Source organism: Nostoc sp., assembly GCF_054880495.1.
The window spans coordinates 20,328-42,000 of record NZ_JBTYKD010000403.1; the positions used below are offsets into that span (position 1 = coordinate 20,328).

The 21,673-nt window shown below is 44.0% G+C and carries 25 protein-coding genes and 2 pseudogenes; 19 read left to right on the top strand and 8 right to left on the bottom strand.

Annotated elements, in window-relative coordinates; genetic code table 11:
- Positions 1-30 precede the first annotated feature (30 nt).
- From ACYTXL_RS33775 to dnaK, 5 genes and pseudogenes are all read left to right on the top strand, one after another.
- The gene (locus tag ACYTXL_RS33775; RefSeq protein ID WP_461928384.1) at positions 31-1,314 is read left to right on the top strand and encodes an RNA-guided endonuclease InsQ/TnpB family protein; all 1,284 of its coding nucleotides are present in this window, start codon (positions 31-33) and stop codon (positions 1,312-1,314) included.
- A 53-nt stretch (positions 1,315-1,367) separates the two neighbouring features.
- A complete protein-coding gene (locus ACYTXL_RS33780; RefSeq protein ID WP_461928385.1) occupies positions 1,368-2,123 on the top strand; it encodes an alpha/beta fold hydrolase in 756 nt (251 codons plus the stop codon).
- 360 nt (positions 2,124-2,483) lie between these two features.
- A pseudogene (locus ACYTXL_RS33785) lies at positions 2,484-2,618 on the top strand (chlorophyll a/b binding light-harvesting protein); the annotation flags it as partial.
- Between the two features lie 463 nt (positions 2,619-3,081).
- A complete protein-coding gene (gene grpE / locus ACYTXL_RS33790) occupies positions 3,082-3,828 on the top strand; it encodes a nucleotide exchange factor GrpE (RefSeq protein ID WP_461928408.1) in 747 nt (248 codons plus the stop codon).
- Between the two features lie 226 nt (positions 3,829-4,054).
- Positions 4,055-6,013 (top strand): molecular chaperone DnaK, encoded by a 1,959-nt coding sequence (dnaK, locus tag ACYTXL_RS33795; protein ID WP_461928386.1) that lies wholly within the window; start codon positions 4,055-4,057, stop codon positions 6,011-6,013.
- On the opposite strand, the gene ACYTXL_RS33800 is transcribed toward dnaK, so the two are convergent.
- Positions 5,955-6,170: a hypothetical protein gene (locus ACYTXL_RS33800; RefSeq protein WP_461928387.1), complete on the bottom strand. Its 216-nt coding sequence runs from the start codon at positions 6,168-6,170 to the stop codon at positions 5,955-5,957. The two genes, dnaK and ACYTXL_RS33800, sit on opposite strands and share 59 nt — an antisense overlap.
- Before the next feature lie 704 nt (positions 6,171-6,874).
- Here ACYTXL_RS33800 and dnaJ point away from each other — a divergent pair.
- The 10 genes from dnaJ (at position 6,875) to ACYTXL_RS33850 (ending at position 13,931) form a co-directional block, all read left to right on the top strand.
- Positions 6,875-8,002, top strand: a complete 1,128-nt coding sequence (gene dnaJ / locus ACYTXL_RS33805; protein WP_461928388.1) for a molecular chaperone DnaJ — start codon at positions 6,875-6,877, stop codon at positions 8,000-8,002.
- Positions 8,002-8,259, top strand: a complete 258-nt coding sequence (locus ACYTXL_RS33810) for a sulfurtransferase TusA family protein (protein ID WP_461928389.1) — start codon at positions 8,002-8,004, stop codon at positions 8,257-8,259. The genes dnaJ and ACYTXL_RS33810 overlap by 1 nt, the downstream gene beginning before the upstream one ends.
- A complete protein-coding gene (rsgA, locus tag ACYTXL_RS33815) occupies positions 8,256-9,374 on the top strand; it encodes a small ribosomal subunit biogenesis GTPase RsgA (protein ID WP_461928390.1) in 1,119 nt (372 codons plus the stop codon). Before ACYTXL_RS33810 ends, rsgA begins: the two co-directional genes overlap by 4 nt.
- Positions 9,375-9,444: 70 nt before the next feature.
- The gene (locus ACYTXL_RS33820; protein WP_461928391.1) at positions 9,445-9,678 is read left to right on the top strand and encodes a hypothetical protein; all 234 of its coding nucleotides are present in this window, start codon (positions 9,445-9,447) and stop codon (positions 9,676-9,678) included.
- 9 nt (positions 9,679-9,687) lie between these two features.
- Complete coding sequence (locus tag ACYTXL_RS33825; RefSeq protein WP_461928392.1) at positions 9,688-9,990, top strand: hypothetical protein; 303 nt, start codon at positions 9,688-9,690, stop codon at positions 9,988-9,990.
- A gap of 111 nt (positions 9,991-10,101) precedes the next feature.
- Positions 10,102-10,650, top strand: coding sequence for a Uma2 family endonuclease (locus tag ACYTXL_RS33830; protein WP_461928393.1), 549 nt, complete (start codon positions 10,102-10,104; stop codon positions 10,648-10,650).
- Positions 10,651-10,692: 42 nt separating this feature from the next.
- The gene (locus tag ACYTXL_RS33835) at positions 10,693-11,262 is read left to right on the top strand and encodes a Uma2 family endonuclease (RefSeq protein WP_461928394.1); all 570 of its coding nucleotides are present in this window, start codon (positions 10,693-10,695) and stop codon (positions 11,260-11,262) included.
- Positions 11,263-11,875: 613 nt separating this feature from the next.
- Positions 11,876-13,465, top strand: a complete 1,590-nt coding sequence (locus ACYTXL_RS33840; protein ID WP_461928395.1) for a glycoside hydrolase family 57 protein — start codon at positions 11,876-11,878, stop codon at positions 13,463-13,465.
- A gap of 93 nt (positions 13,466-13,558) precedes the next feature.
- Positions 13,559-13,750: a DUF6888 family protein gene (locus ACYTXL_RS33845; RefSeq protein WP_375443083.1), complete on the top strand. Its 192-nt coding sequence runs from the start codon at positions 13,559-13,561 to the stop codon at positions 13,748-13,750.
- A complete protein-coding gene (locus ACYTXL_RS33850; RefSeq protein WP_461928396.1) occupies positions 13,734-13,931 on the top strand; it encodes a DUF6887 family protein in 198 nt (65 codons plus the stop codon). The genes ACYTXL_RS33845 and ACYTXL_RS33850 overlap by 17 nt, the downstream gene beginning before the upstream one ends.
- Positions 13,932-14,014: 83 nt before the next feature.
- Here ACYTXL_RS33850 and ACYTXL_RS33855 read toward each other — a convergent pair whose 3' ends face one another.
- The 5 genes from ACYTXL_RS33855 to petC all read right to left on the bottom strand — a co-directional run bounded on the left by ACYTXL_RS33855 (position 14,015) and on the right by petC (position 18,329).
- Positions 14,015-14,701 (bottom strand): Uma2 family endonuclease, encoded by a 687-nt coding sequence (locus ACYTXL_RS33855; protein WP_461928397.1) that lies wholly within the window; start codon positions 14,699-14,701, stop codon positions 14,015-14,017.
- Between the two features lie 221 nt (positions 14,702-14,922).
- Positions 14,923-15,609 carry an SAM-dependent methyltransferase gene (locus ACYTXL_RS33860; protein WP_461928398.1) on the bottom strand — a complete coding sequence of 229 codons (687 nt, stop codon included), beginning with the start codon at positions 15,607-15,609 and terminating at the stop codon, positions 14,923-14,925.
- A gap of 217 nt (positions 15,610-15,826) precedes the next feature.
- Positions 15,827-16,177, bottom strand: coding sequence for a DUF6717 family protein (locus ACYTXL_RS33865; protein ID WP_461928399.1), 351 nt, complete (start codon positions 16,175-16,177; stop codon positions 15,827-15,829).
- Between the two features lie 509 nt (positions 16,178-16,686).
- Positions 16,687-17,691, bottom strand: a complete 1,005-nt coding sequence (gene petA, locus ACYTXL_RS33870) for a cytochrome f (RefSeq protein ID WP_461928409.1) — start codon at positions 17,689-17,691, stop codon at positions 16,687-16,689.
- A gap of 98 nt (positions 17,692-17,789) precedes the next feature.
- Positions 17,790-18,329, bottom strand: coding sequence for a cytochrome b6-f complex iron-sulfur subunit (gene petC, locus ACYTXL_RS33875; RefSeq protein ID WP_461928400.1), 540 nt, complete (start codon positions 18,327-18,329; stop codon positions 17,790-17,792).
- A 229-nt stretch (positions 18,330-18,558) separates the two neighbouring features.
- Here petC and ACYTXL_RS33880 point away from each other — a divergent pair, with 229 nt between their 5' ends.
- Positions 18,559-18,867 carry a DUF3067 family protein gene (locus ACYTXL_RS33880; RefSeq protein WP_292792677.1) on the top strand — a complete coding sequence of 103 codons (309 nt, stop codon included), beginning with the start codon at positions 18,559-18,561 and terminating at the stop codon, positions 18,865-18,867.
- Between the two features lie 106 nt (positions 18,868-18,973).
- On the opposite strand, the pseudogene ACYTXL_RS33885 reads toward ACYTXL_RS33880, so the two are convergent.
- Positions 18,974-19,102: pseudogene (locus ACYTXL_RS33885) on the bottom strand (tRNA-binding protein); the annotation flags it as partial.
- A gap of 45 nt (positions 19,103-19,147) precedes the next feature.
- The gene (gene tatC / locus ACYTXL_RS33890) at positions 19,148-19,942 is read right to left on the bottom strand and encodes a twin-arginine translocase subunit TatC (RefSeq protein ID WP_461928401.1); all 795 of its coding nucleotides are present in this window, start codon (positions 19,940-19,942) and stop codon (positions 19,148-19,150) included.
- A 367-nt stretch (positions 19,943-20,309) separates the two neighbouring features.
- On the opposite strand from tatC, the gene ACYTXL_RS33895 reads away from it, so the two are divergent.
- Genes ACYTXL_RS33895 through ACYTXL_RS33905 form a run of 3 tightly spaced genes read left to right on the top strand, consistent with a single transcriptional unit; the run spans position 20,310 to position 21,613 of the window.
- Entirely contained in the window at positions 20,310-20,474 is a 165-nt protein-coding gene (locus ACYTXL_RS33895; protein ID WP_461928402.1) for a hypothetical protein, read from the top strand.
- An 8-nt stretch (positions 20,475-20,482) separates the two neighbouring features.
- Complete coding sequence (locus tag ACYTXL_RS33900; protein WP_461928403.1) at positions 20,483-20,713, top strand: hypothetical protein; 231 nt, start codon at positions 20,483-20,485, stop codon at positions 20,711-20,713.
- 42 nt (positions 20,714-20,755) lie between these two features.
- Positions 20,756-21,613 carry an SDR family oxidoreductase gene (locus ACYTXL_RS33905; protein WP_461928404.1) on the top strand — a complete coding sequence of 286 codons (858 nt, stop codon included), beginning with the start codon at positions 20,756-20,758 and terminating at the stop codon, positions 21,611-21,613.
- Positions 21,614-21,673: the final 60 nt, after the last annotated feature.

The following is a 21,673-nucleotide window of genomic DNA, read 5'->3' on the forward strand; positions in this document are numbered from 1 at the left end:
ACTGAAATTGATAATTTAGAAGTTATAGGTATGCGTCAAGTAGAAAAGCACGTAGTCAAAGAAGAACATGACTGGTTTGATTATTGCAATGATATTACCACCCTTTCCCGGCTGCTTTACAACACCGCTCAATTCACCCAGCGTCAAGGCTATTTCTACGGCTGGGGAACACAAACACAAGCTAGTTTAGACACTTTATTTAAACAAAACGAGAACTACAAAGCAATGCCAGCCAAAGTAGCGCAACTCGTTTTGAAACAGAATGCAGATGCCTGGATTGCTTACTACAAAGCATTGTCAGCCTATAAACTTGATTCAAGTAAGTTCACAGGTAGACCAAAGCCACCTAATTATGTTGATGATAAAAACTTAGTTAAGTTCAATAATCAAGCAACTGGTAAAAGGGAATTTAGCAGGGGTACAATCGTCCCATCAATGTCGCCAATAAGAATTCCGGTAAAACCTGGACTCAAGTTTGACGACTTGTGCGAAGTGCGGATTATCCCAAAAACCGGATGCTTTGTTATTGAAATAGTTTATGAAATTCCAGAGTTGTCAGCAGGCTTCTGTAGTTTAAATCCTGGGCTGAACGCGGCGATAGATATTGGTTTAGATAATCTAGCAACAATTGTTTTTAACGACCTAGAGATACAGCCAATTATTGTAAATGGCAAACCATTGAAATCAGCAAACCAGTTTTACAATAAACAAGTTGCCAAGTTTCGAGGCTTTCTCCCCAATGGTAAAGGCAAATCAAGCCGAATTGTGAATATCCTTCGTAATCGTAATCATTTTGTAGATTCATATTTACATCAATCCACGAAAATGATTGTGGATGAGTTTCTATCTCTTGGTGTAACCCACGTATCAATCGGGAAAAATGAACAATGGAAAACACGTCTTAATTTAGGGAAGCGTACAAATCAAAATTTTACTCAAATACCACATGCTAAACTTATTGAGATTCTGACTTATAAATTAGAACGAGTCGGCATCACTGTTAAGGTTGCAGAGGAATCTTACACGAGTAAGGCTTCTGCGATTGATTGGGACATTATTCCAACTTATGACCCTAACAACAAGGTAAGGCATCTTTTCTCAGGAAGACGTGTAAAAAGAGCGTGGTATGTAAGTAAAAATGGTTTTAAGATTCATGCCGACGTGAACGCTGGGTATAACATCGGCAGAAAAAGTAATCCTGAAGGGTTTGACTCTCTCAAATTCATTCTAAGGGATAAGGGATGTCTGGTAGTACATCCAAGGCGGATAACTCCACTATTTAGGCGTGTCCATGCTGAAAGTAGGGTTGCTTAAAGCTAAGTTGCACTCTTTCTGACTATATTTGACTATGCAATTTGGAACTATTTATGTCTGATTCATTTGATGTTTTGTGGTTAAGTGCCAGCCCTGCTTTACAGCGTTTTGATAAACCATTACTTAATTATTTATCTGGGTATATAAAGGTCGCCCAGTGGGAATACCAGCAAACTAAAGATGAAGCCAGTTCCATAGATCAAGCTGTGGAGTTGCTGTATGACTTTTTAGAATGGCGCGATCGCCCCGTGCATCTAGCAGGTCATAGTATGGGTGGTGCGATCGCCTTAAGCTATGCCCGTCGATTTCCTCAAAAAGTGCGATCGCTCACTCTCTTAGCTGTAGCAGCTCAACCCGCCAACACTTGGCAAGCTCACTATTACTTTCAACGACAACTTTTTAGCATCAGCCGCGAACTAATTTTGGCAAGCAACGTTCGCAGTCTTTTTGGAAATCAACCACCTCATACCACTAAGAAGTTAGTAGCTGCCTTAGATAAAGATTTAGAACAATCTCCCTCGTCACACTCTTTATTTAAGTTGGTTTATTTACCCAAGGGTGGAGTTTCTATGCCAATGATGGTATGTGGTAGCAACAGTGATCCCGTAGTCAGCCCACCTGCATTGCATGATTGGTTGAATTGGTTGAAGCCAGAAGATAAGCTTTGGGAATGCCCACAAGGGTATCATTTTTTTCACTACTTTTATCCTCAACAGGTTGGCGAACAGATTTTGAGTTTTTGGCAACACCATCATCCGCATCTACTGGAAGCATCTGCACTATCCCTAAGCACTTCTACATATTCATAAAGGCAGAAGAACTCACACTTAAAAACTAATATTTGCTTGCATAGTTTGAGCGGTGATAGTTACTATTATCGCTCCGTTTACGTTGCCTATTTTTCCTCCTGTTTTGATGATTACATTTTGTAAAGAGATTGGCTAAATAAGAATGCTTTCAATAAACTAAATTTGTAATCTTAATAATTAGTAATTAGCTTCAACAAGTAGAGTATGTGGCAATCGGTAACGCCTGCGGTGAATTGGAAGAAGACATCCTCCTGGTAAAAGCTTTGCGTCTACTGTGGCAGCACTGAAGCGACATTTCATTGCTGAAATAAAAACTAATTAATTGAGTATTACTGGCAACAATTACTAATCAGCTTAACAATGCAGACATACGGCAATCCCAACCTCAAATTTGATTGGTGGACTGGTAACGCCCGCTTCGCCAACCTCTCTGGCTTATTTATCGGCGCTCATCTGGCACAAGCAGTACTGACGAGGCTCTGGGCTGGGGCATTTATGAGTCGTGATGCGTAAAGCCCCCGCGCTTCAGCCGGGGGATATACCCCTCTTCTGTCACTCTCCGAAAACATTTGCCATTTCTGAACTCTAGAGCTTTTATCTACCAAGGGTTCACACGATTTTTTCTAATAACAAATACAACACCCATTTTTTTCTAATAGGATAGCTTGTATTGATTGCCTGATGAGGCTTCTAACTATTACCCTCCCGGAGAGTGACAAAAGAGGGTTAAAGAGCCAAGTTTCCTTGGCAGACTACTGGAGGGTACACTACTGGTTCGGGTTCCCGCCTTAGTCGCGTCTGGGCTAAGGTGTTCACCATTTGTCACAATAAGAAGACGGTTACATCACTTCCAGGAACTTGTCGGCAACAAAATCGGCCCCAGTGGCAAATCGTGAATGACGACGGTTGCAAGCTGTGGAGATACAGTGCCATAAATAGCATCTGGAATGAGTAGACAATAATGGATGAAAATAAACAGATAAACAACACAAGCCAGCAATTGGGTGAACCAACAGAGGTAAAGCAAGCAATGAAGAGTGACTCCCCAGCCCAAATTAATTTCAATGAATCTGGTAGCGAGGTTACAGAGCAAGTGGCAGCCCAAACAAATGTATCGGGGACGGCTACTTTCAATCCAGAAAATGGCGGCACGGCAACCGAGAAAACTGGAGTGGAAACAGCAGCTTTGGCAGAACTGACTCAACAAATCGAGTCCCTGAAAACCCAATTAGAAGAGCGTAGTACTCAATATATGCGGATTGCCGCTGATTTTGAGAATTACCGGAAACGCACTAGCAAAGAAAAAGAAGAGCTAGAGGCGCTGATGAAGCGGAACACGATTTTGGAATTGCTGCCAGTGGTCGATAATTTTGAGCGGGCGCGATCGCACCTCAAACCGCAATCTGATGGCGAAATGACTATGCACAAAAGTTACCAAGGCGTTTACAAACAATTAGTAGATAGCCTGAAGCGCTTGGGTGTAGCACCAATGCGTCCTGAAGGTGAAGAATTTGATCCTAACCTGCATGAAGCAGTAATGCGGGAACCTACGGATGAACATCCTGAAGGAAGAGTGTTAGAAGAGTTAGTGCGCGGATATTACTTGGGCGATCGCGTGCTGCGCCATGCAATGGTCAAAGTAGCTGCTCCCAAGGAAGATACACTTTCTGCACCAGAAGATCAGTCGAGTCAAGCCTTCAGTTAAGCTGTAGTCGTTCGCCTCTCTGACCAAAAGTGCCTGGGTTCTAGCAAGAACGAGCATCGCGTATCTAAACAACGACAAGGCTTTGGATAACTCTGTGTGTTTCAACTTCTCTTTTGCTACCAGCAACAGGGGTTACACAGACGTTATCCGCTAGCCTTGGTTCAAAGCCACAAACTTAGTCCGCGACAGATTACAGCAGAAAAAGTCAGTAAAAATACTGGTAATTATGGGAAAAATTATTGGGATCGACTTAGGCACTACTAACAGTTGCGTCGCAGTTTTGGAGGGCGGTCAACCACTTGTGATTGCCAGTTCTGAAGGTGGACGAACTACTCCTAGTATTTTGGGATTTGGCAAGAGTGGCGAACGCTTAGTTGGTCAATTGGCAAAGCGCCAAGCCGTAACCAATGCCGAAAACACAATTTACAGTATTAAACGATTCATCGGTCGGCGTTGGGAAGACACTGAAACAGAACGCGATCGTGTTCCCTACAACTGCGTCAAAGGTCGAGACGATACTGTTGATGTCCAAATTCGGTCAAAAAATTACACGCCACAAGAACTATCCGCGATGATCTTGCAAAAGCTCAAGCAGGATGCAGAAAACTTTTTGGGTGAGGAGGTGACTCAGGCAGTGATCACCGTACCCGCATATTTCACAGATGCCCAAAGACAAGCAACTAAAGATGCTGGCACGATTGCAGGCTTAGAAGTCTTGCGAATCATCAATGAACCAACAGCCGCGGCTTTAGCTTTCGGATTGGAAAAGCAAGACCAAGAGCAGCTAATTTTAGTATTTGACTTGGGAGGCGGTACCTTCGACGTCTCGATCCTACAACTTGGGGATGGCGTTTTTGAAGTTAAGGTGACTTGTGGTAACAACCACTTAGGTGGAGACGACTTTGATAATGCGATCGTGTTCTGGATGATGGAACGCTTCGAGCAAGAGGAAAAAATCAACCTTTCCCAAGATAAGATGGCACTACAACGCCTGCGGGAGGCAGCAGAAAAGGCAAAAATTGAACTCTCCAGCACGGTGAATACCTCCATCAACTTGCCCTTTATCACGGCTGATGACACCGGGCCAAAGCATCTGGAGATGGAACTCAGCCGCTCTAAATTTGAAGAACTCACAGGAAAATTAATTGAAGCGACCATCGAACCAATGATCCAAGCGCTCAAAGATGCGGATATCAAACCACCAGCGATAGATCGGATTATTTTGGTAGGTGGTTCTACCCGTATTCCCGCAGTTCAAAACGCGCTAATTAAGTTTTTCAATGGCAAAGCTCCCGATCGCTCTATCAACCCTGACGAAGCTGTAGCATTGGGAGCGGCGATCCAAGCAGGTGTATTGGGTGGCGAAGTCGATAATCTCTTACTATTGGATGTCACCCCTTTGTCCTTGGGAATTGAAACCTTGGGTGAAGTGTTGACCAAAATCATTGAACGCAACACCACAATTCCTACGAGTAGATCACAAGTTTTTTCCACAGCAGTTGATGGGCAAACCTCAGTCGAAATTCACATCCTCCAAGGTGAACGGGCAATGGCACGAGATAACAAGAGTCTCGGCAAGTTTTTGCTAGCCGGAATTCCCCCATCTCCCCGTGGTGTGCCGCAAATTGAAGTTGCCTTTGAAATCGATGTCAACGGCATCCTGAAGGTTTCTGCCCAAGACAAAGGTACAGGTAGAGAACAGAGTATTCGGATTACCAATACAGGTGGCTTGAGTACCAACGAAGTCGAACGGATGCGCCAAGAGGCCGAACTGTTTGCCGAAGAAGATAGAAAACGTAAAGAACTGGTTGAACTCAAAAACCAAGCAGATAATCTATTGTTCAGTTACCAATCCACCATCAAGGATAATGGCAACCTGATCGGTGAACAGATGAAAACCTTGGCCAGTGAAAAAGTTTCACAACTCCAAGCTGCCATGATTGACTCCAGTGTTTCCACAGTGGAATTTAAACAGCACTTAGAGGACTTCCAACAAACCCTGCTGGCAATTGGTGCTGATGTCTACAATCGAGCTAACAGCCAAATTGATGACAGTGAGGAGGCTTCAGCTAGTCTCTTAACATCAGAAATGGAGTCACCAATGAATGGCACACTAATACCACAATTCAACTTTGATTTTGAGGAAGAAAATACCGCACAGGCTGATTATGAGGCGATAGATTAGGGATTGGGCATTGGGCACTTGTCCTGACTTGTACTGAGCTTGCCTGCCCTGAGCCTGTCGTACTCCGCAGGAGTTGCAAGCTACGCGTAGCGTCTCGTAGAGAAGGGTCGAAGTAGAGAAGTCGTTGGCGCAGCCTAAGAAGAGAAGTATTAGGCATTAGGCATTCGTTATTTTCTCTTTGTCCCCCTCATCTCCCTCATCTCCACTCCCCATTTAATAAAATTAATTATAAATTTAGTGAAGTTTCACAACACCCCAGCAGTTTGCTAGATTGTAGAAGCAAATTACTTTGGGCTAGGCAGTGCGCCAGTTCAGATACAATCCAAAGCATATGGGTGGTTTTCCACACCTAATGGTGCGGCTAGCTCCTCTGGTTGATGGGCGGGGTTTTCTTCTGGTACGTAGCACAATTGTAAAAGAGACAGCCGACTCCGCAGTGAGAAGTTTCAGCAGAGGCTTACAACCAGCTCTAAACTTCTATAGCTTTTGTCGTCTCCCACGAGGAAAGCAACTGTTGCTCAAGATTTGTCGGTGATTTTTGTGAAAGGGAAAGGGTAAAATCAGTTATTAACAAAAATTAATTTTATCCTCTGCCTGACATTTGCCAAGCCGCCCTCTGAAGGACACTGCATTGCTCTTCCAGAGTCTTTAGGCAATAACGCCTTCCCATAGGGTAGCAAGTGACCGTGAGCGACGTTCTACTGCCCTTCGGGTGACGGTCCTAACGTCGCTAACGCCAGTTGCTAATGGGGAGCCACTGCGGTCTTGGGGTCTCCCCAAGTGAAGCAAGTGGCGTGGAAACCCCCAAAACCGCGCAAGCTCACCTTCTGCTTTCTTCCTTCTAACTTTTACCTTTGCTATATGGCCCGCGACTATTATGAAATTCTGGGTGTCTCTCGTGACGCCGACAAAGAAGAAATCAAACAAGCCTATCGCCGTTTAGCCCGGAAGTATCACCCAGATGTGAACAAAGAACCGGGGGCGGAGGATCGCTTTAAAGAAATTAACCGCGCTTATGAGGTACTGTCGGAAGCAGAAACCCGCGGTCGTTACGATCGCTTTGGTCCAGAGGGTGTGTCTGGTGCTGCTGGCGCAGGCTTCCAAGATGTCGGCGATATGGGTGGTTTTGCCGATATCTTTGAAAGCATTTTTAGTGGCTTTGCTGGCGGTATGGGTAGTCCCACGCAACAAAGACGGCGCAGTGGGCCTGCCAGAGGTGATGACCTGCGGCTAGACCTGAAGTTAGACTTTCGGGAAGCGGTATTTGGCGGTGAAAAAGAAATTCGCATTTCGCATCTAGAAAATTGTGAAGTCTGTAGCGGTTCTGGTGCTAAACCTGGAACTCGCCCTCGGACTTGTTCGACTTGTACCGGTTCGGGTCAAGTACGCCGTGTCACTAGAACACCCTTTGGCAGTTTCACCCAAGTCTCGACTTGTCCCACCTGTAATGGCACAGGGATGGTAATTGAAGACAAGTGTGAAGCCTGTGATGGTAAGGGGGCAAATCAAGTCACAAAGAAACTCAAAATTACCATTCCAGCTGGGGTGGATAATGGCACACGCTTGCGGATTTCTAGTGAAGGAGATGCAGGTCAACGTAATGGACCTGCTGGGGATTTGTACGTTTACTTGTTCGTGAATGAAGACGAGGAATTCCAACGGGATGGCATTAATATTCTCTCAGAAATCAAAGTTAGCTACCTGCAAGCGATTTTAGGTTGTCGGTTAGAGGTAGATACGGTAGATGGTCTGGTGGAACTGATAATTCCAGCAGGAACCCAGCCCAATACGGTGATGAAGTTGGAAAATCGCGGCGTACCCCGCTTGGGTAATCCCGTAAGTCGTGGGGATCATATGCTGAACGTATTAATTGATATTCCTAACAAAGTGAGCCCAGAGGAGAGGGAACTGTTGGAGAAGCTAGCTAAAATTAAGGGAGATCGCACTGGTAAAGGCGGTCAAGGATTCTTGGGAAATCTATTTAAGTAATGAAGCCCTCTGTTGTTTTAACTCCTGATGCTCAACTTGATTTACGCGGCACACCTTGCCCAATTAATTTTGTGCGGACAAAACTACGTCTAGAAAAAATGCCATTGGGAGGTTTGCTAGAAGTCTGGCTAGACCCTGGTGAGCCGATTGAGCAGGTTCCCGATAGTCTGACAATGGCAGGCTATCAGGTGGAACAAATTACAGATTGCACTAGTTATTTTTCTCTGTTAGTGCGCCGTCCAGTTGCTAGCCAATGACAGGTGAAAATTTTGCTGCAACTCGACAGTTGTTGGGTACGGTGGTTGCTGTACAGGCTAATTTTTACCGAGTACAGCTAGATGAAGAAGATGGGGAGATGAGGGAGATAAGGCAGATGGGGAAGCAAGATCCTCCTCATCTTCCTTATCCCCCTCTCCTACTTTGTACCCGGAGAACACGCCTGAAAAAAATCGGGCAACAGGTGATGGTAGGCGATCGCGTTGTCGTAGAGGAGCCAGATTGGGCTGGGGGACGGGGAGCGATCGCTGAGGTTTTAACCCGCCAAAGTGAGTTAGATCGTCCAGCGATCGCCAATGTCAATCAAATTCTATTAGTATTTGCCGTTGCTGATCCACCTTTGGAACCTTATCAGCTGAGTCGGTTTCTAATTAAGGCTGAATCTACTGGTTTAGATGTGCTTTTATGCTTGAATAAAAGTGATTTAATTTCACCGCCAGAACAGCAGCAAGTTAGCGATCGCCTACTTGGTTGGGGCTATCAACCAATATTTATTAGTGTTAAAGATGGTATAAATACTGACCAAGCAGCCAGATATTTGAGCAATAAAATTACTGTAATTGCTGGGCCTTCCGGCGTGGGCAAATCTAGCTTAATCAATTCGCTGATTGACTCTCTTGAGCTGCGAGTAGGAGAAGTTTCTGGCAAACTAGCTCGTGGTCGTCATACCACTCGCCATATAGAATTATTTGAGTTGCCTAGCGGTGGAATGCTTGCAGACACTCCCGGCTTTAATCAGCCTGACATGGATTGTAACCCAGAAGAATTAATTCGTTATTTCCCAGAAGCAAGAGAGCGGTTAGCAGTTGCTAGCTGTCGGTTTAGTGATTGTCTGCATCGAGACGAGCCGGAGTGCGTGGTGCGGGGAGACTGGGAACGATATCAACATTATTTAGAATTTTTGGACGCTGCGATCGCTCATGAAACTCAGCTGCACCAACAAGCTGATCCAGAATCCACTATGAAGTTAAAAAGCAAAAGCAAAGGCAAAGGGCAAAGTCAATACGAACCCAAGTTAGAAAGCAAAAAATATCGCCGGATTTCCCGCAAGACTCAGTTACAGGACTTGCAGGAGTTATACCGGGATGAGGAATAAGGAGTGCGATATCTACGATGGTTACTGAGCTTGCCGTACCACTTCGTGGAAGCAAGCTACGCGCCGCGCGATGCCCATGAGAGAACATGGCGTGCGTCACTTCGGTGCAGTTTTAGCGTGGAGTGATTGGGAGACGCTTGCAAATCGCCTTGATGAAATGAGGGTTCAGTTCAAGGTAAAGCCAAATGTTTCTGGTGTGGGTACCGACGCAGAGCAAGCGAAGATGCTATTAAGCGATCCGAGTGGAAATACGATTGAAGTAAAGGCATACAGAAATCTATCTGTCGCCTTGGAAATAAAATGACTTGCAAGAGTGTTCAGTAACCCAAATAACCTAAAATTACAAGGGTTTCACATCGTTGATGGGCAATACCAAGAACTTGTACCCACTGAGTCGGGTTGGTTGTGGAGTCAGCAATTAGGGCTGTATTTGGCAGTATATTTGGGCAAATTACGCTTTTTTACACCAGATGGACAGCTGGTGATGTTGCCAGAAGACGAAGCAAACCAACAGTTACAGCAAGCAAATCAACAACTAGAACAAGAACGTCAACGGGCTGCAATATTAGCAGAACGCTTACGAGCAGCAGGTATTGACCCTGAGCAAATATTCTAAAAATAAAACTTTATTTCCTCTGATTGCGATCGCTTATCTATTGAAAGCGATCGTTGAGTCACAATAGGATAAAGACAAAAAAGTGCGTAGTTTAGCGCCGCAGGCATCGCTATGTCTCAATCTTTTGCCACTGCTTCTCAAGCTGATGTCACTGAGAGTATAATTTTTCCACCAGGCGACATCTATAGTGATGAACCCCCCTTGGAATCTGACTTACACCGCGAACAAATCGATTTACTGATCCGCCTGATTAAGTGGTGGTGGCGTGATCGTCAGGATTTTTATGCCACCGGCAACCTGACTATTTATTTCAGTCCTAATCAGAAAAAATCAGAAGAATTTCGAGGACCTGATTTCTTTGTGGTTTTAGATACAGAAAAAAAAGACCGCAAAAGCTGGGTTGTGTGGCAAGAAAATGGTAAATATCCCAATGTAATTATTGAGATGTTATCTGATTCCACTGCCTCAGTTGATAAAGGTTTGAAAAAGCAAATATACCAAAATACATTTCGCACTCCTGATTATTTCTGGTTTGACCCAAATAACCTAGAATTACAGTTACAGCAAACAAACCAACAACTAGAACAAGAACGTCAACGGGCTGCAATATTAGCAGAACGCTTGCGAGCCGCAGGTATTGATCCTGAGCAAATATTCTGAAAATAGAATTTTATCTCTAAACTAGGTATGGAAAATAGTGCTATGAACCAAACAATATCTGATCAAGTCCGTTGGACAACCTCAGACTTAGAATTACTCCAAACTGACGAATGGAAGCGCTATGAAATTATTGACGGAGAACTATTTGTGACTAGAGCGCCTCACTGGAGACATCAAGGAACTGCGGGTAATATATGCTTGGAATTACAAATTTGGTCTCGCTCTAGTGGGCTTGGGGAAACCCGTCAAACTCCCGGCATAATTTTTACGGATACCGATAATGTTATACCCGATGTAGTTTGGATCAGTCATCAACGGTTAGCACGATTATTAGATGACGAAGGGCATTTGAGAGGAGCGCCAGAACTTGTTGTGGAAGTACTTTCTCCTGGGACAACTAACGAACGTCGAGATCGAGAAGCCAAGCTAAAACTATACTCATCCACAGGAGTCCAAGAATATTGGATTGCAAATTGGCAATTACAGCAACTAGAAGTATATCGCCGAGAAGCTGCCCAATTAAAACTGATTGCAACCTTGCTGGCTGATGACGAAATCAGATCACCACTGTTACCAGGTTTCGGCGTTCGAATTCAGCGTTTTTTTGGATAATTCTGGCCGCTCTTCAAACTCAACTTCATCAAAGAAGGTATAATTAAAAATTCAAAATTCACGCATTGTTCGCGTGGTCACTGAGCAGTTCGACAGGCTCACTGTGGCACCTTGCCGAAGTGCAGCATCTCGTAGAGAAGAGAGTTATATAAGAGGATTTAAACCCCGATGGTTCCTGAGCTTGTCGTTCGCGTAGCGTCCCGCAGGGAAGGACTGTAGCTTGCTTCCTGCAGGGTAACTGAAGCTAGGCGAAGGCGGCTCAAAAATAATTATTAAACTGCTAAGGCGCAAAGCTCACAAAAGGACTATAACTTAGAAACCCGATTTTTATACTGCAATAGGACTTACGTAAAACTATATGCTGTAGGGGCAATTCATGAATTGCCCCTACCTAAAAATCATTCTTTTCAGCTATTGTTTGCGTAAGTCCTGTGCAACAAGCCAACCAGCAACTAGACAGAAATGACAATGGGCTTAAAAATTGGCACAAGGCTTTTAACTCAATTGAAAACTGCTATATATCTACCTGACGATCGCCATAAAGTCTTAGAATATTGTTGATTTCTGCCCAACCTCTCGACCTTCAACTTACAAGTATCACCCCAAAATCACTATGGCTATCGGCTACGTCGCGCTTGTACTCCACGCACATCTGCCCTTCGTTCGTCACCCGGAAAGTGACTACGTGCTGGAGGAAGAATGGCTCTATGAAGCCATCACAGAAACCTACATCCCCTTATTGAAAGTATTTGAAGGCTTAAAGCGAGACGGTATCGACTTTAAAATCACGATGAGTATGACACCCCCTCTAGTGTCAATGCTTCGTGATCCTCTGCTTCAAGAACGCTATGAAGCACACTTAGCCCAACTAGAAAAACTTATACAACTAGAAGCAGAACATAATGTCAATAATGGACATCTTCGTTATTTAGCTGAACATTACGTTACTGAGTTTAAGGAAGCGCGTCAGCTATGGGAACGCTACAACGGTAACTTGGTGACAGCTTTTAAGAAGTTCCAAGACAGTAACAACCTGGATATCATCACTTGCGGCGCTACCCACGGCTATTTGCCGTTAATGAAAATGTATCCAGAAGCAGTGTGGGCGCAAATTCAGGTAGCCTGCGAACATTACGAACAAACCTTTGGACAAGCACCCAGAGGCATTTGGTTGCCAGAATGCGCCTACTATGAAGGTTTAGAGCGGATGCTAGCCGATGCTGGGTTACGCTACTTCCTCACCGATGGGCATGGCATCCTTTACGCCCGTCCGCGTCCGCGCTTTGGTACTTATGCCCCAATTTATACAGAAACTGGTGTTGCTGTCTTTGGTCGAGATCAGGAATCGTCCCAACAGGTATGGTCTTCTGAGGTAGGCTATCCTGGGGCGGCGGAATATCGAGAATTTTACAAAGATTTGGGCTGGGAAGCAGAATACGAGTACATCAAGCCCTACATTATGCCCAATGGCCAACGGAAAAATACGGGGATTAAGTATCACAAAATTACTGGACGTGGTTTAGGGCTGTCAGAGAAAGCACTCTACGATCCGTATTGGGCTAAGGAAAAGGCAGCAGAACACGCTGCTAACTTTATGTATAACCGAGAGCGGCAATCGGAGAATCTCCATGCGATAATGCAGCGATCGCCAATTATCGTTTCGCCTTATGACGCAGAGTTATTTGGACATTGGTGGTATGAAGGACCCTGGTTCCTCGATTACCTATTCCGCAAGTCATGGTATGACCAAGGAACATATCAAATGACCCATTTAGCAGACTATTTGCGAGATCAGCCAAATCAGCAAGTCTGTCGGCCTTCGCAATCGAGTTGGGGTTTCAAGGGTTTCCACGAGTATTGGTTAAATGAAACGAATGCGTGGATTTATCCGCATTTACACAAAGCCGCAGAACGGATGATTGAAATCTCCCACCTGGAACCAGAGGATGAGTTGGCGGAGAAAGCACTAAACCAAGCGGCGCGAGAATTATTATTAGCACAATCTTCTGACTGGGCATTTATTATGCGGACGGGAACAATGGTACCCTATGCAGTTAGACGGACGCGATCGCACTTGATGCGCTTCAATAAGCTCTACGAAGACGTTAAAATTGGCAAAATTGACAGTGGTTGGCTAGAAAAAGTCGAGTTAATGGATAATATCTTCCCCGAAATCAACTATCGCGTCTACCGTCCGTTGTAGTTTTACACAAAGCAATTAACAGTAGTAGGGTGGGCAAGACCCACCTTATATTAGTAGTGAGGAGCGTTTACTTCGGCAAAGCTCAGTACAAGTATTTTACCAACAACAGAGCAAGCCTTAGCCTGTGTGAGGGTTTGTCAAATGCTGTCAAATCTTTATAAAGACATCCGCTTATTTCGATTTGACGACAAAATCGGAGAAGTTTACATTCTATCTGCGGATGAACTGCAAATTATTGTTTATCGCAATGGCGAATGGGAGTTTGTCAATGAACCCGAATTATGAGCAAATGAGTTTTACAGAGTTGAGAGCTTATGTCGTGGAAAACCGCGAAGACATTGAACCTTTACGTTTTTTGATGAGCAAACGCGACCCTAATTCTCCAAAGTATCCTATGCCTGTGACAGAAGCTGATATGCAAGCCCAGATGGAAATCATCAGGCGCAAGATTAACGGAGAGCTTTGAAATTATTGTCTAACTTTAGTAAGCATAATTAGGGTGGGTAAATCATACTCACCCGATTATTTTATTAACACTGTCGGATTTAGCTAAAGGCTATCTGGATCAATATTTAATTCTCGGAGTTTAGCAGCTAATCTTTGCGTTTTCTCTTCTGCGGCTTGTCGTGCAACTGCTTCCTCTTCATGAGTTAGGAGTGTTTGATTCCTAGCTGGATTGTAAAAACGCAGTTTTCCCGCTTCCAGGCGTAACTCTAGTCCCAAAACTTCACTGAGTAGGGATACTGTACCATCTGGCAGGGTATTGGTTGCCACTGGGAAATAATTCCCATCGACCAAGTGTAAACCCTGGATCTGGGGATTGAGATAATCGCCTGTGGGGTCATATTGGAAATATTCACGCACTCCCAAAAAGGCGTAAATTCCTTTCTTTGCACCTTGGTCTTTACTGCGGGTGCTTTTTGAGGTAATCTCTAAAACAAAATTTGGGGTTTGATTATTTTCTTCCCAGGTTTTGTAAGAGCGTCTGTCACGGTTTTCCACTCCAAAGACTACAAATACATCTGGTGCGACAACCGATTCTGGATAACCTTTTTCGTAGTAAATAAATAGATTACCAGCGACGTATACATCTGGGTGATTTTGGAAATAAATTTCCAGCACAGTGGTAGCGTATACGAGACACTTGCGCTGTAAATCACCTTCAGCTATTGGCTTACCGTCCTCATCTGGGTACTCAATCGGGGTAATGGGGATATACTCTATTGAGACTGTCACGGGCTAATACCTCAACTCAACTAGGGCTAGGTTTAATAATATCGCTCAAAATGCGATCGCCATAACCGGGAGGTTGAGAAATCACCAAAAACTCCAAATCGTATAGGCGTAGCCAGCCGTAGACATCGCTAGTGATAATGTCTCACTTCAAAAGTCCCTGGCGGTATGGCGTTCATAATCTTCAAATCTCAGGTTTGCAATTGTGCTTCTTGAAATGATATTTATCCGCTCACACAGGTTATAATTTTCAACATTTGGTTGCCCCCTTTTTGAAATTCGTAAGGAACAGGCTGAACCTTTACATCAAATCCGTGACTGGAAAACGTTTGGATTACTGGCTCGATATAGGGTGATACTTCACAATCAAGTTTCAACAAGGGAAAAATCCTCACCTCTGGAGAGATTCTCAGGAGTTCATGAATAGATGCGATGTGAAAATCGAGTGATAGCTGCTCAGAGTAAAGAAAGAGGAAATGGGAACACACACATAACCCAAATTGATTGTTAGCTAGTTCTAGATTTGGTACAGATAGCGGCAAGTAGCGCCCTGCTGTTCTACCAGCTTCATAGTCCAATAAAAATTTCTCCATTGCTGCCAGACGGGCATAACCAAGTTCATCTGCATCACGAAAGTTTTTCCAAATGTAGCGGTTTGAATTTTGTTTAGTCTGGTTTATGACTGGCTCGTAAGTTTCTAGAACTCGTTGTTTGATTTGTTCAGCAGAAAACTGATAGAGAGGATCAATAGACACAACTGAATGTCCGACTTCTGTCATTTCAGCATTAAAGCTGGCAGGGCCATCGCCACACCCAAGAATTTTCCTGTTCAGATCTGCATCTGATAAGGCAAACATCAGTTTGTACTCTTCAAGAGTTCTACCCCAGGGGACAACCTCATTTAATTTCATCGGTAATTATAATTCCCGTAAATTGCCAACCTACTAGTACCGCTTCGCGTAATTCGTAATTCGTAATTACGTTTTAGCAAGGGTTTCAAAGATTACAAATGGGTGGCTTATTTACGCCGTGCTGTACTAGGGTGTTTAGTTATGGAGTTGAGCTTCTTTAAGTCAAGGAAAAGGCTGATCATAATTAATGCCCTCATCTTCATCACCTTCATTAACATTATCGGTTTGTTTTTGCTTTGAACTGAGCGTAAAACTCTTGGGGAGCCTCATCGAAATACTTAAATAGAGCAGGGCAAAGCCATCCTTCCCGATCTAAATCTGCACTGTAATACCAGTTACCTCCATATTCTTCACGCCGCCAGTCAAACTTGAGTTGATAGCCAGGAAAAGGAGATGCAGAAAATATCAAACTGAACCCTGACTCTGCATCTGGAATGTGTGACACCATTCTTTCAATAATTTCGTCCGCCCCTGCCACGAAAGGCTCTCGAACTAAACCTACATTGTCATCATCAAACACCCACATCTCGCCGAACTTATAGGGATGAATAACCATGATTGAGTTCATAAAGTTTACTAGCAGTTAATACCGTTTCACTTTAATAATGATACAAATATGTTGGTAGGGGTACAGCAATGTTCCCTATGAGAAATTTATATAGCAATCCTAAATCATTCGTGAAAAGTTAGATCCCCGACTTCTTTGAGAAGTCGGGGATATGTGACTAAGTACATATACTCCCGAAGGGAATTTGGATATAAATATCTAAGTCTCATGCACAGCTTCTTCGTCTTCAACCTCTTCTTCCGCACAACTATAGCAACGGACAGTAAGCTTAGGACAACGATAAATTCACAACGTATCCTGTTGAAGGCATCTATCGCCAAGTTGTCCTAACGGCTTTGGCGACTGCTATATTATCGCGTATAGTCCCATCAGGCATAGTGGTATTACAAAAATACGAATAATTCAGGATTGCTATAGCAGTTAAGTCCCAAATTTCTAAGTTTTGTGTAACTAACGTTAAAAAAGACAGGCAAGATGCCTGTCCTACAAGTAATGATTTAGCAAAGAATTTAGAAATTCATCTCAGCAGCTTGAACTTTTTCAACCTGCTTCTTCTTCAGCACTAGCATAACTTGAGCTAACATTACAAGAGCGATGAACGCAATCAACCATTTGACTCTAGAAGCATCTTGAAGTACGATTTCTGCATCTTTTTGACCGAATCCACCGACGACGTTCGGGTTGTTGGTCAAAGCATCACCAGTCTTAACTGTTTGCCCTTCGGAAACAATTAGTTCTGGTCCTAAAGGAATCGGATCAACGACAACATCACCAGATTCGGGTTGAATGTTTACTAGATATTTGACGTTACCATCTGCATCTTCCTCTTTGGCAATCTTGGTAATTGTGCCAGTAGCGGAAGCGTTGTAAACAGTGTTGTTGCTCTTTTCGCCAGTGGGATAAACTTGTCCGCGTCCCCGATTAGCACCTACGTGAACTGAATATTTACCGAAGTGGATATTTTTATCGGTTGCGGGGTTGGGAGAAAGAACTGGGAAGACAATTTCCTGATACTGTTCACCGGGTAAAGGTCCGACGATGACGATGTTTTCTTTGTCTTCGCTGTAGGGTTGGAAGGGAGTATCGCCAACTTCTTTTTTAAGTTCCTCGGAAAGACGGTCTTCAGGAGCAATCTTAAAGCCTTCGGGTAGCATCAGGACAGCACCGACGTTCAAGCCAGCCTTGGAACCGTCAGCACCAACTTGCTGGGCGCCCAAATCGTAAGGGATTTTCACTACAGCTTTGAATACAGTGTCAGGTAGCACCGATTGGGGAACTTCCACTTCTGTAGGCTTGGCTGCTAGGTGACAGTTGGCACACACAATCCGCCCGGTTGGTTCGCGGGGGCTTTCGGGATAGGTTTGCTGTGCCCAAAAGGGATAGGCGGCAGCAGATTGGGGAAGGGCGAGATCGCTGGTGAAGTAGAATGTCAGGGTAGCGATCGCTATGAGCAATGTTTTGATGATCGCTCTAGCACTGCGAGTTAACCTCGCTATTAAGAAAGCATTTCTCATCTCTATAAGGGCGACGATTGAATTAGTCATTAGTCATTGGTCATTAGTCATTAGTCATTAAGCCCTGAATAAAGGAGAAATGACTAATGAAAAAATTATTATGACCACCAAGGTGCATCACCGGTGCGGAAGTCGGTTTCAGTCCAAGGGGTCAACACAATTTTGTCGTCGTTTACATTGGTATGGGCCAAAGGCAGAGACAGAGGTGCTGGGCCGCGAATAACCTTACCAGTTTCGTTGTATTGAGAACCGTGACAAGGGCATTTAAACTTGTTCTCAGCAATGTTCCAGGGGACAACACAACCTAAGTGGGTGCAGATGGCGTTAATGCCATAATCTCTGATCGCCTCTTTGCTGTCTACCACAATATAGGTCGGATCTCCCTTTAGTCCTTGGACTAGGGTGCGATCGCCTGGGTTATGGCTTGCTAAAAATTTACTAACACTAACATCGTTACCCAACTCGTCTTTTCCCGTTGCACCGCCACCAGCAGCGCCACTAGAGGGTGGAATAAAGTACTTGACAACGGGATACAATGCACCCAGAGCTACTCCAGTCACAGTCCCAAAAGTGAGCAGATTCATGAACTGACGCCGACCCATATCGGGCACGTCTGCTGATTCAGAAAATTGAGCCATAATCTACGCGCTCTTTGTATATTTTGTTAAGCATTTTGACAAAAGTACTAGTGCTTGAGTAACTCTTGTCTAAGTCGAAATGCTAGCGCTGACAACGATGCCAGACTTCTCTATTCCAAGATATATTTAGCATCTTGTCTGTTAGCATTACATTTCTTTATATCCTTATCATACTGGAGTCACGGAACTTAACATCATAACTAAATGTAAAATCTGATTGAGAAAAGCTATGACAGGACAGGAATTACGTCAGATGTTGCTTGATAAGTGGGGATACTCTTACGATGTCCAGTTGCGGCGGGTACAGGGAAAGATATTTTTGCAAGTGATGTGGAAATATCTGGAGCAAGCTTCTTTTCCCTTGAGCGAGGCGGAGTACCAAGAGCATCTTGATAGCGTTGCCAATTATCTTCATGCCTTGGGTGGATCAACACAAGTACAAACATTTATTACTCAAACACGCGATCGCCCCCGGCTCGGCAAAGCTGTCAGCATTCCTCTAGATTTGGGCGATCGCGCTTCGGAATGGATATTATGACCCACTATTCCATTAACATTAATAAATTTCTGAATAATTACAGTATTTTTTATCCAAAAATAGCGCTGAAAATCGAAGGAAAAATTTTCTTATACCGTTGGTTTGGTATGCCCAAATTACCAAAATCTATCCACAACTTATAAGCTGATTTTTTAGCTCTGGGGAACTCTTCTACTTTGATGATTTTGCCAACATAAATCTCGATTTTTTCAAAATCAGTATAGCTAATAAACATTTGATCAAAAACCCAGCATGAAAATCTTTTTACATATTCCCTATGTTATTTACCTGTGAGCTTAACCAGTCCAACACCACCGAAGTAAAGCGCTAAAACTGCTCCCGCTAAGAGACTTTGAGTTAGAGGGTCAGTAGAAGGTGTCAGAACGGCTCCTAAAACTACTGCTCCCATAATCACGTAACGCCAACCAGAAACCATCTGTTTAGACGAGACTATGTTCAAATTACCGAGCAACAGTTGGATGATCGGAATTTGAAATGCTAAACCAGTGCTGAATAACAGTAACAGCACAAATTCAAAATATTTATCAATTGACCAAAGTTGTTCAACAACATCTGCTCCGTAGCTGATGAAAAATTTCAACGCTGCGGGGATAAGCAGTAAATAGGCAAATACTAATCCCCCCGCAAATAGCACACTCGAACCCAAAACCACAGGCCCCAGTAAACGGCGTTCGCGGCGAGTCAGTCCTGGAACCACAAACTGGATAATCTGGTAAAGAATGAAAGGACTAGTAAGTATGAAGCCTGTGTAGGCTGCAACTTTTAGGGAGACAAAGAAATATTCTCCAGGTGCAAGTTGAAGAAATTTTACTCCTTGTGCTGGAACCTCAAGTAACTGGACAATGGGCTTAACAGCAAAGAAACAGCCGATAATGCCTACTACTACGGCAATCAGCGAATAGAAAATTCGCTGTCGCAACTCTTCTAGGTGATCGAAAAGGGACATTTCGATTTCACCTGGCAACTCATCAAGAGGATCGGTGTCTGAGTTGTCATATCCTTCTGGGTCGATGTTAGGAAGGTTTACAGTATCTACGTCTTGTGAAGGCGTCACGTCGCTTCGCTCCGAATTCAAAATTCAAAATTTAAAATTGTCTCGTTCCCAGTCTCCGACTCTTAATGCATTCCGAGAGGGCTGCCGCCTCAAGACTTGCGGCAGAAGCCGCAATGAGATGCATTTCCAGCTAGAGGCTGGAAAGGAGGTTTTAAAAGGGTTTTGGCTTAAGTTGACACCAATGTTCATGAATTGCCCCGGAGGGCGTGTAGTTTTGCGTAAGTCCTCAGCACTTTTAACTCAGCACTCTTCATTATTTTATCTGGGGAATGCAGCCACCAAGATATGTTTTTGGATGCTGTGGGTTTTTTGTCCTGTTTTTCGGGGTTGCATCTGCATAAGTTAGTAGTAAGCCATCTTGTAGGCAATGCCTAACCTAAAAAAGGGTGGAACCGATAATTTAGAAATCACGTCTTTGCGGCTAGTAACGCTGAGTAAATTGACACAACATCAACATATAATATTCAGTTTTGAAAATCCGGTTCATCAAGGTGGCATCTATGATATAGCGCAATCGGAAATTTTTAGTTGAGGTTGGGTATGAACCGGACAATTTGCATTGCCCTGATGGCATTGCCTGTTTATTTATACAATGTTGAGCTAGGCAATATTTGTAGTCGTGACGTGTCAATTGTCAAAAACCAGCTTCCGATGATGGCTGCTGTAATAGTTTACAGGACAAATACTCAGTCATGTATATTGCCGTGGAAAATATCAGCTAGAGATGACCAAACCGAAGATTGCCTTCGCGCGGGTACTTGCAAAGATTGATACTAATTCGTATTTACGGCAGTCTGCTCATAAAAAAAATTAATGGTTACAGAAAATCAACTTACAGTAGTGGTTACAGGAGCATCAACAGGAATTGGTCAGGCGTGTGCTTTGCTTTTAGACCAGTTGGGCTTCTCTGTTTTTGCTGGCGTGCGTCAAGATGTTGATGCTCAAACACTGAAACAGAAAGGGTCACAAAGGCTGATTCCGATTTTTTTAGATGTTACTGACGCTGAGTCGATCGCAGCTGCGGTTGATCAAGTAACAAATGCAGTCGGTGGAGCGGGGATTTTAGGTTTAGTGAATAATGCCGGCATTGCTGTCCCTGGCCCGTTGGAATTATTAGCGATCGCAGAATTTCAACACCAGATGCAGGTTAATGTTACCGGACAATTAGCAGTCACACAAGCATTTCTTGGTCTATTACGCCAAAGTCGGGGTCGAATTGTCAATATGGGTTCCATTAGCGGTAGAAGTCCGACGCCGTTCCTGGGAGCTTACAATGCTTCCAAGTTTGCGCTCGTTGCACTCAATGATGTGCTGCGGATGGAGTTACGACCTTGGGGAATCTCGGTTTCTATTATCCAACCTGGTGCGATCGCTACTCCAATCTGGGAAAAGTCCCTAAGTCAATCGGAAATAGCACAGCAGGATTTATCACAATCGGCACAAAATCTCTACGGTCAGGCGATGAATATTGTACGTAAGAAAATGCAGAATCTCGCATCTGGGGGAATTTCTGCCGATATTGTCGCTCAGGCTGTTGTCCATGCGCTGACTGCAAAGCAGCCAAAGACATGCTATCTCATTGGACGAGATGCCAAAATTGGATCTGTGCTGAAGCATATTTTACCCGATAAGCTGCATGACCGGATAATTTTATACTCAATGGGTTTGTAGGGTTGCCCTCATCCCCTAACCCCTTCTCCCAATATGGGAGAAGGGGAACTAGAGAATTTG

What these genes read in the sequence shown, in the direction of transcription:
- rsgA (WP_461928390.1), top strand. Translation starts at nt 8,256, where the DNA reads ATGACAGGTGAAAATTTTGCTGCAACTCGACAGTTGTTGGGTACGGTG.
- ACYTXL_RS33810 (WP_461928389.1), top strand. Translation starts at nt 8,002, where the DNA reads ATGAAGCCCTCTGTTGTTTTAACTCCTGATGCTCAACTTGATTTACGC.
- petC (WP_461928400.1), bottom strand. Translation starts at nt 18,329, where the DNA reads ATGGCTCAATTTTCTGAATCAGCAGACGTGCCCGATATGGGTCGGCGT.
- ACYTXL_RS33840 (WP_461928395.1), top strand. Translation starts at nt 11,876, where the DNA reads ATGGCTATCGGCTACGTCGCGCTTGTACTCCACGCACATCTGCCCTTC.
- ACYTXL_RS33860 (WP_461928398.1), bottom strand. Translation starts at nt 15,609, where the DNA reads ATGAAATTAAATGAGGTTGTCCCCTGGGGTAGAACTCTTGAAGAGTAC.
- ACYTXL_RS33900 (WP_461928403.1), top strand. Translation starts at nt 20,483, where the DNA reads ATGAACCGGACAATTTGCATTGCCCTGATGGCATTGCCTGTTTATTTA.
- dnaJ (WP_461928388.1), top strand. Translation starts at nt 6,875, where the DNA reads ATGGCCCGCGACTATTATGAAATTCTGGGTGTCTCTCGTGACGCCGAC.
- petA (WP_461928409.1), bottom strand. Translation starts at nt 17,691, where the DNA reads ATGAGAAATGCTTTCTTAATAGCGAGGTTAACTCGCAGTGCTAGAGCG.
- ACYTXL_RS33865 (WP_461928399.1), bottom strand. Translation starts at nt 16,177, where the DNA reads ATGAACTCAATCATGGTTATTCATCCCTATAAGTTCGGCGAGATGTGG.
- ACYTXL_RS33775 (WP_461928384.1), top strand. Translation starts at nt 31, where the DNA reads ATGCGTCAAGTAGAAAAGCACGTAGTCAAAGAAGAACATGACTGGTTT.
- ACYTXL_RS33895 (WP_461928402.1), top strand. Translation starts at nt 20,310, where the DNA reads ATGCCTAACCTAAAAAAGGGTGGAACCGATAATTTAGAAATCACGTCT.
- ACYTXL_RS33780 (WP_461928385.1), top strand. Translation starts at nt 1,368, where the DNA reads ATGTCTGATTCATTTGATGTTTTGTGGTTAAGTGCCAGCCCTGCTTTA.
- dnaK (WP_461928386.1), top strand. Translation starts at nt 4,055, where the DNA reads ATGGGAAAAATTATTGGGATCGACTTAGGCACTACTAACAGTTGCGTC.
- ACYTXL_RS33850 (WP_461928396.1), top strand. Translation starts at nt 13,734, where the DNA reads ATGAACCCGAATTATGAGCAAATGAGTTTTACAGAGTTGAGAGCTTAT.
- ACYTXL_RS33820 (WP_461928391.1), top strand. Translation starts at nt 9,445, where the DNA reads ATGCCCATGAGAGAACATGGCGTGCGTCACTTCGGTGCAGTTTTAGCG.
- ACYTXL_RS33880 (WP_292792677.1), top strand. Translation starts at nt 18,559, where the DNA reads ATGACAGGACAGGAATTACGTCAGATGTTGCTTGATAAGTGGGGATAC.
- ACYTXL_RS33800 (WP_461928387.1), bottom strand. Translation starts at nt 6,170, where the DNA reads ATGCCTAATACTTCTCTTCTTAGGCTGCGCCAACGACTTCTCTACTTC.
- ACYTXL_RS33835 (WP_461928394.1), top strand. Translation starts at nt 10,693, where the DNA reads ATGAACCAAACAATATCTGATCAAGTCCGTTGGACAACCTCAGACTTA.
- ACYTXL_RS33830 (WP_461928393.1), top strand. Translation starts at nt 10,102, where the DNA reads ATGTCTCAATCTTTTGCCACTGCTTCTCAAGCTGATGTCACTGAGAGT.
- ACYTXL_RS33905 (WP_461928404.1), top strand. Translation starts at nt 20,756, where the DNA reads ATGGTTACAGAAAATCAACTTACAGTAGTGGTTACAGGAGCATCAACA.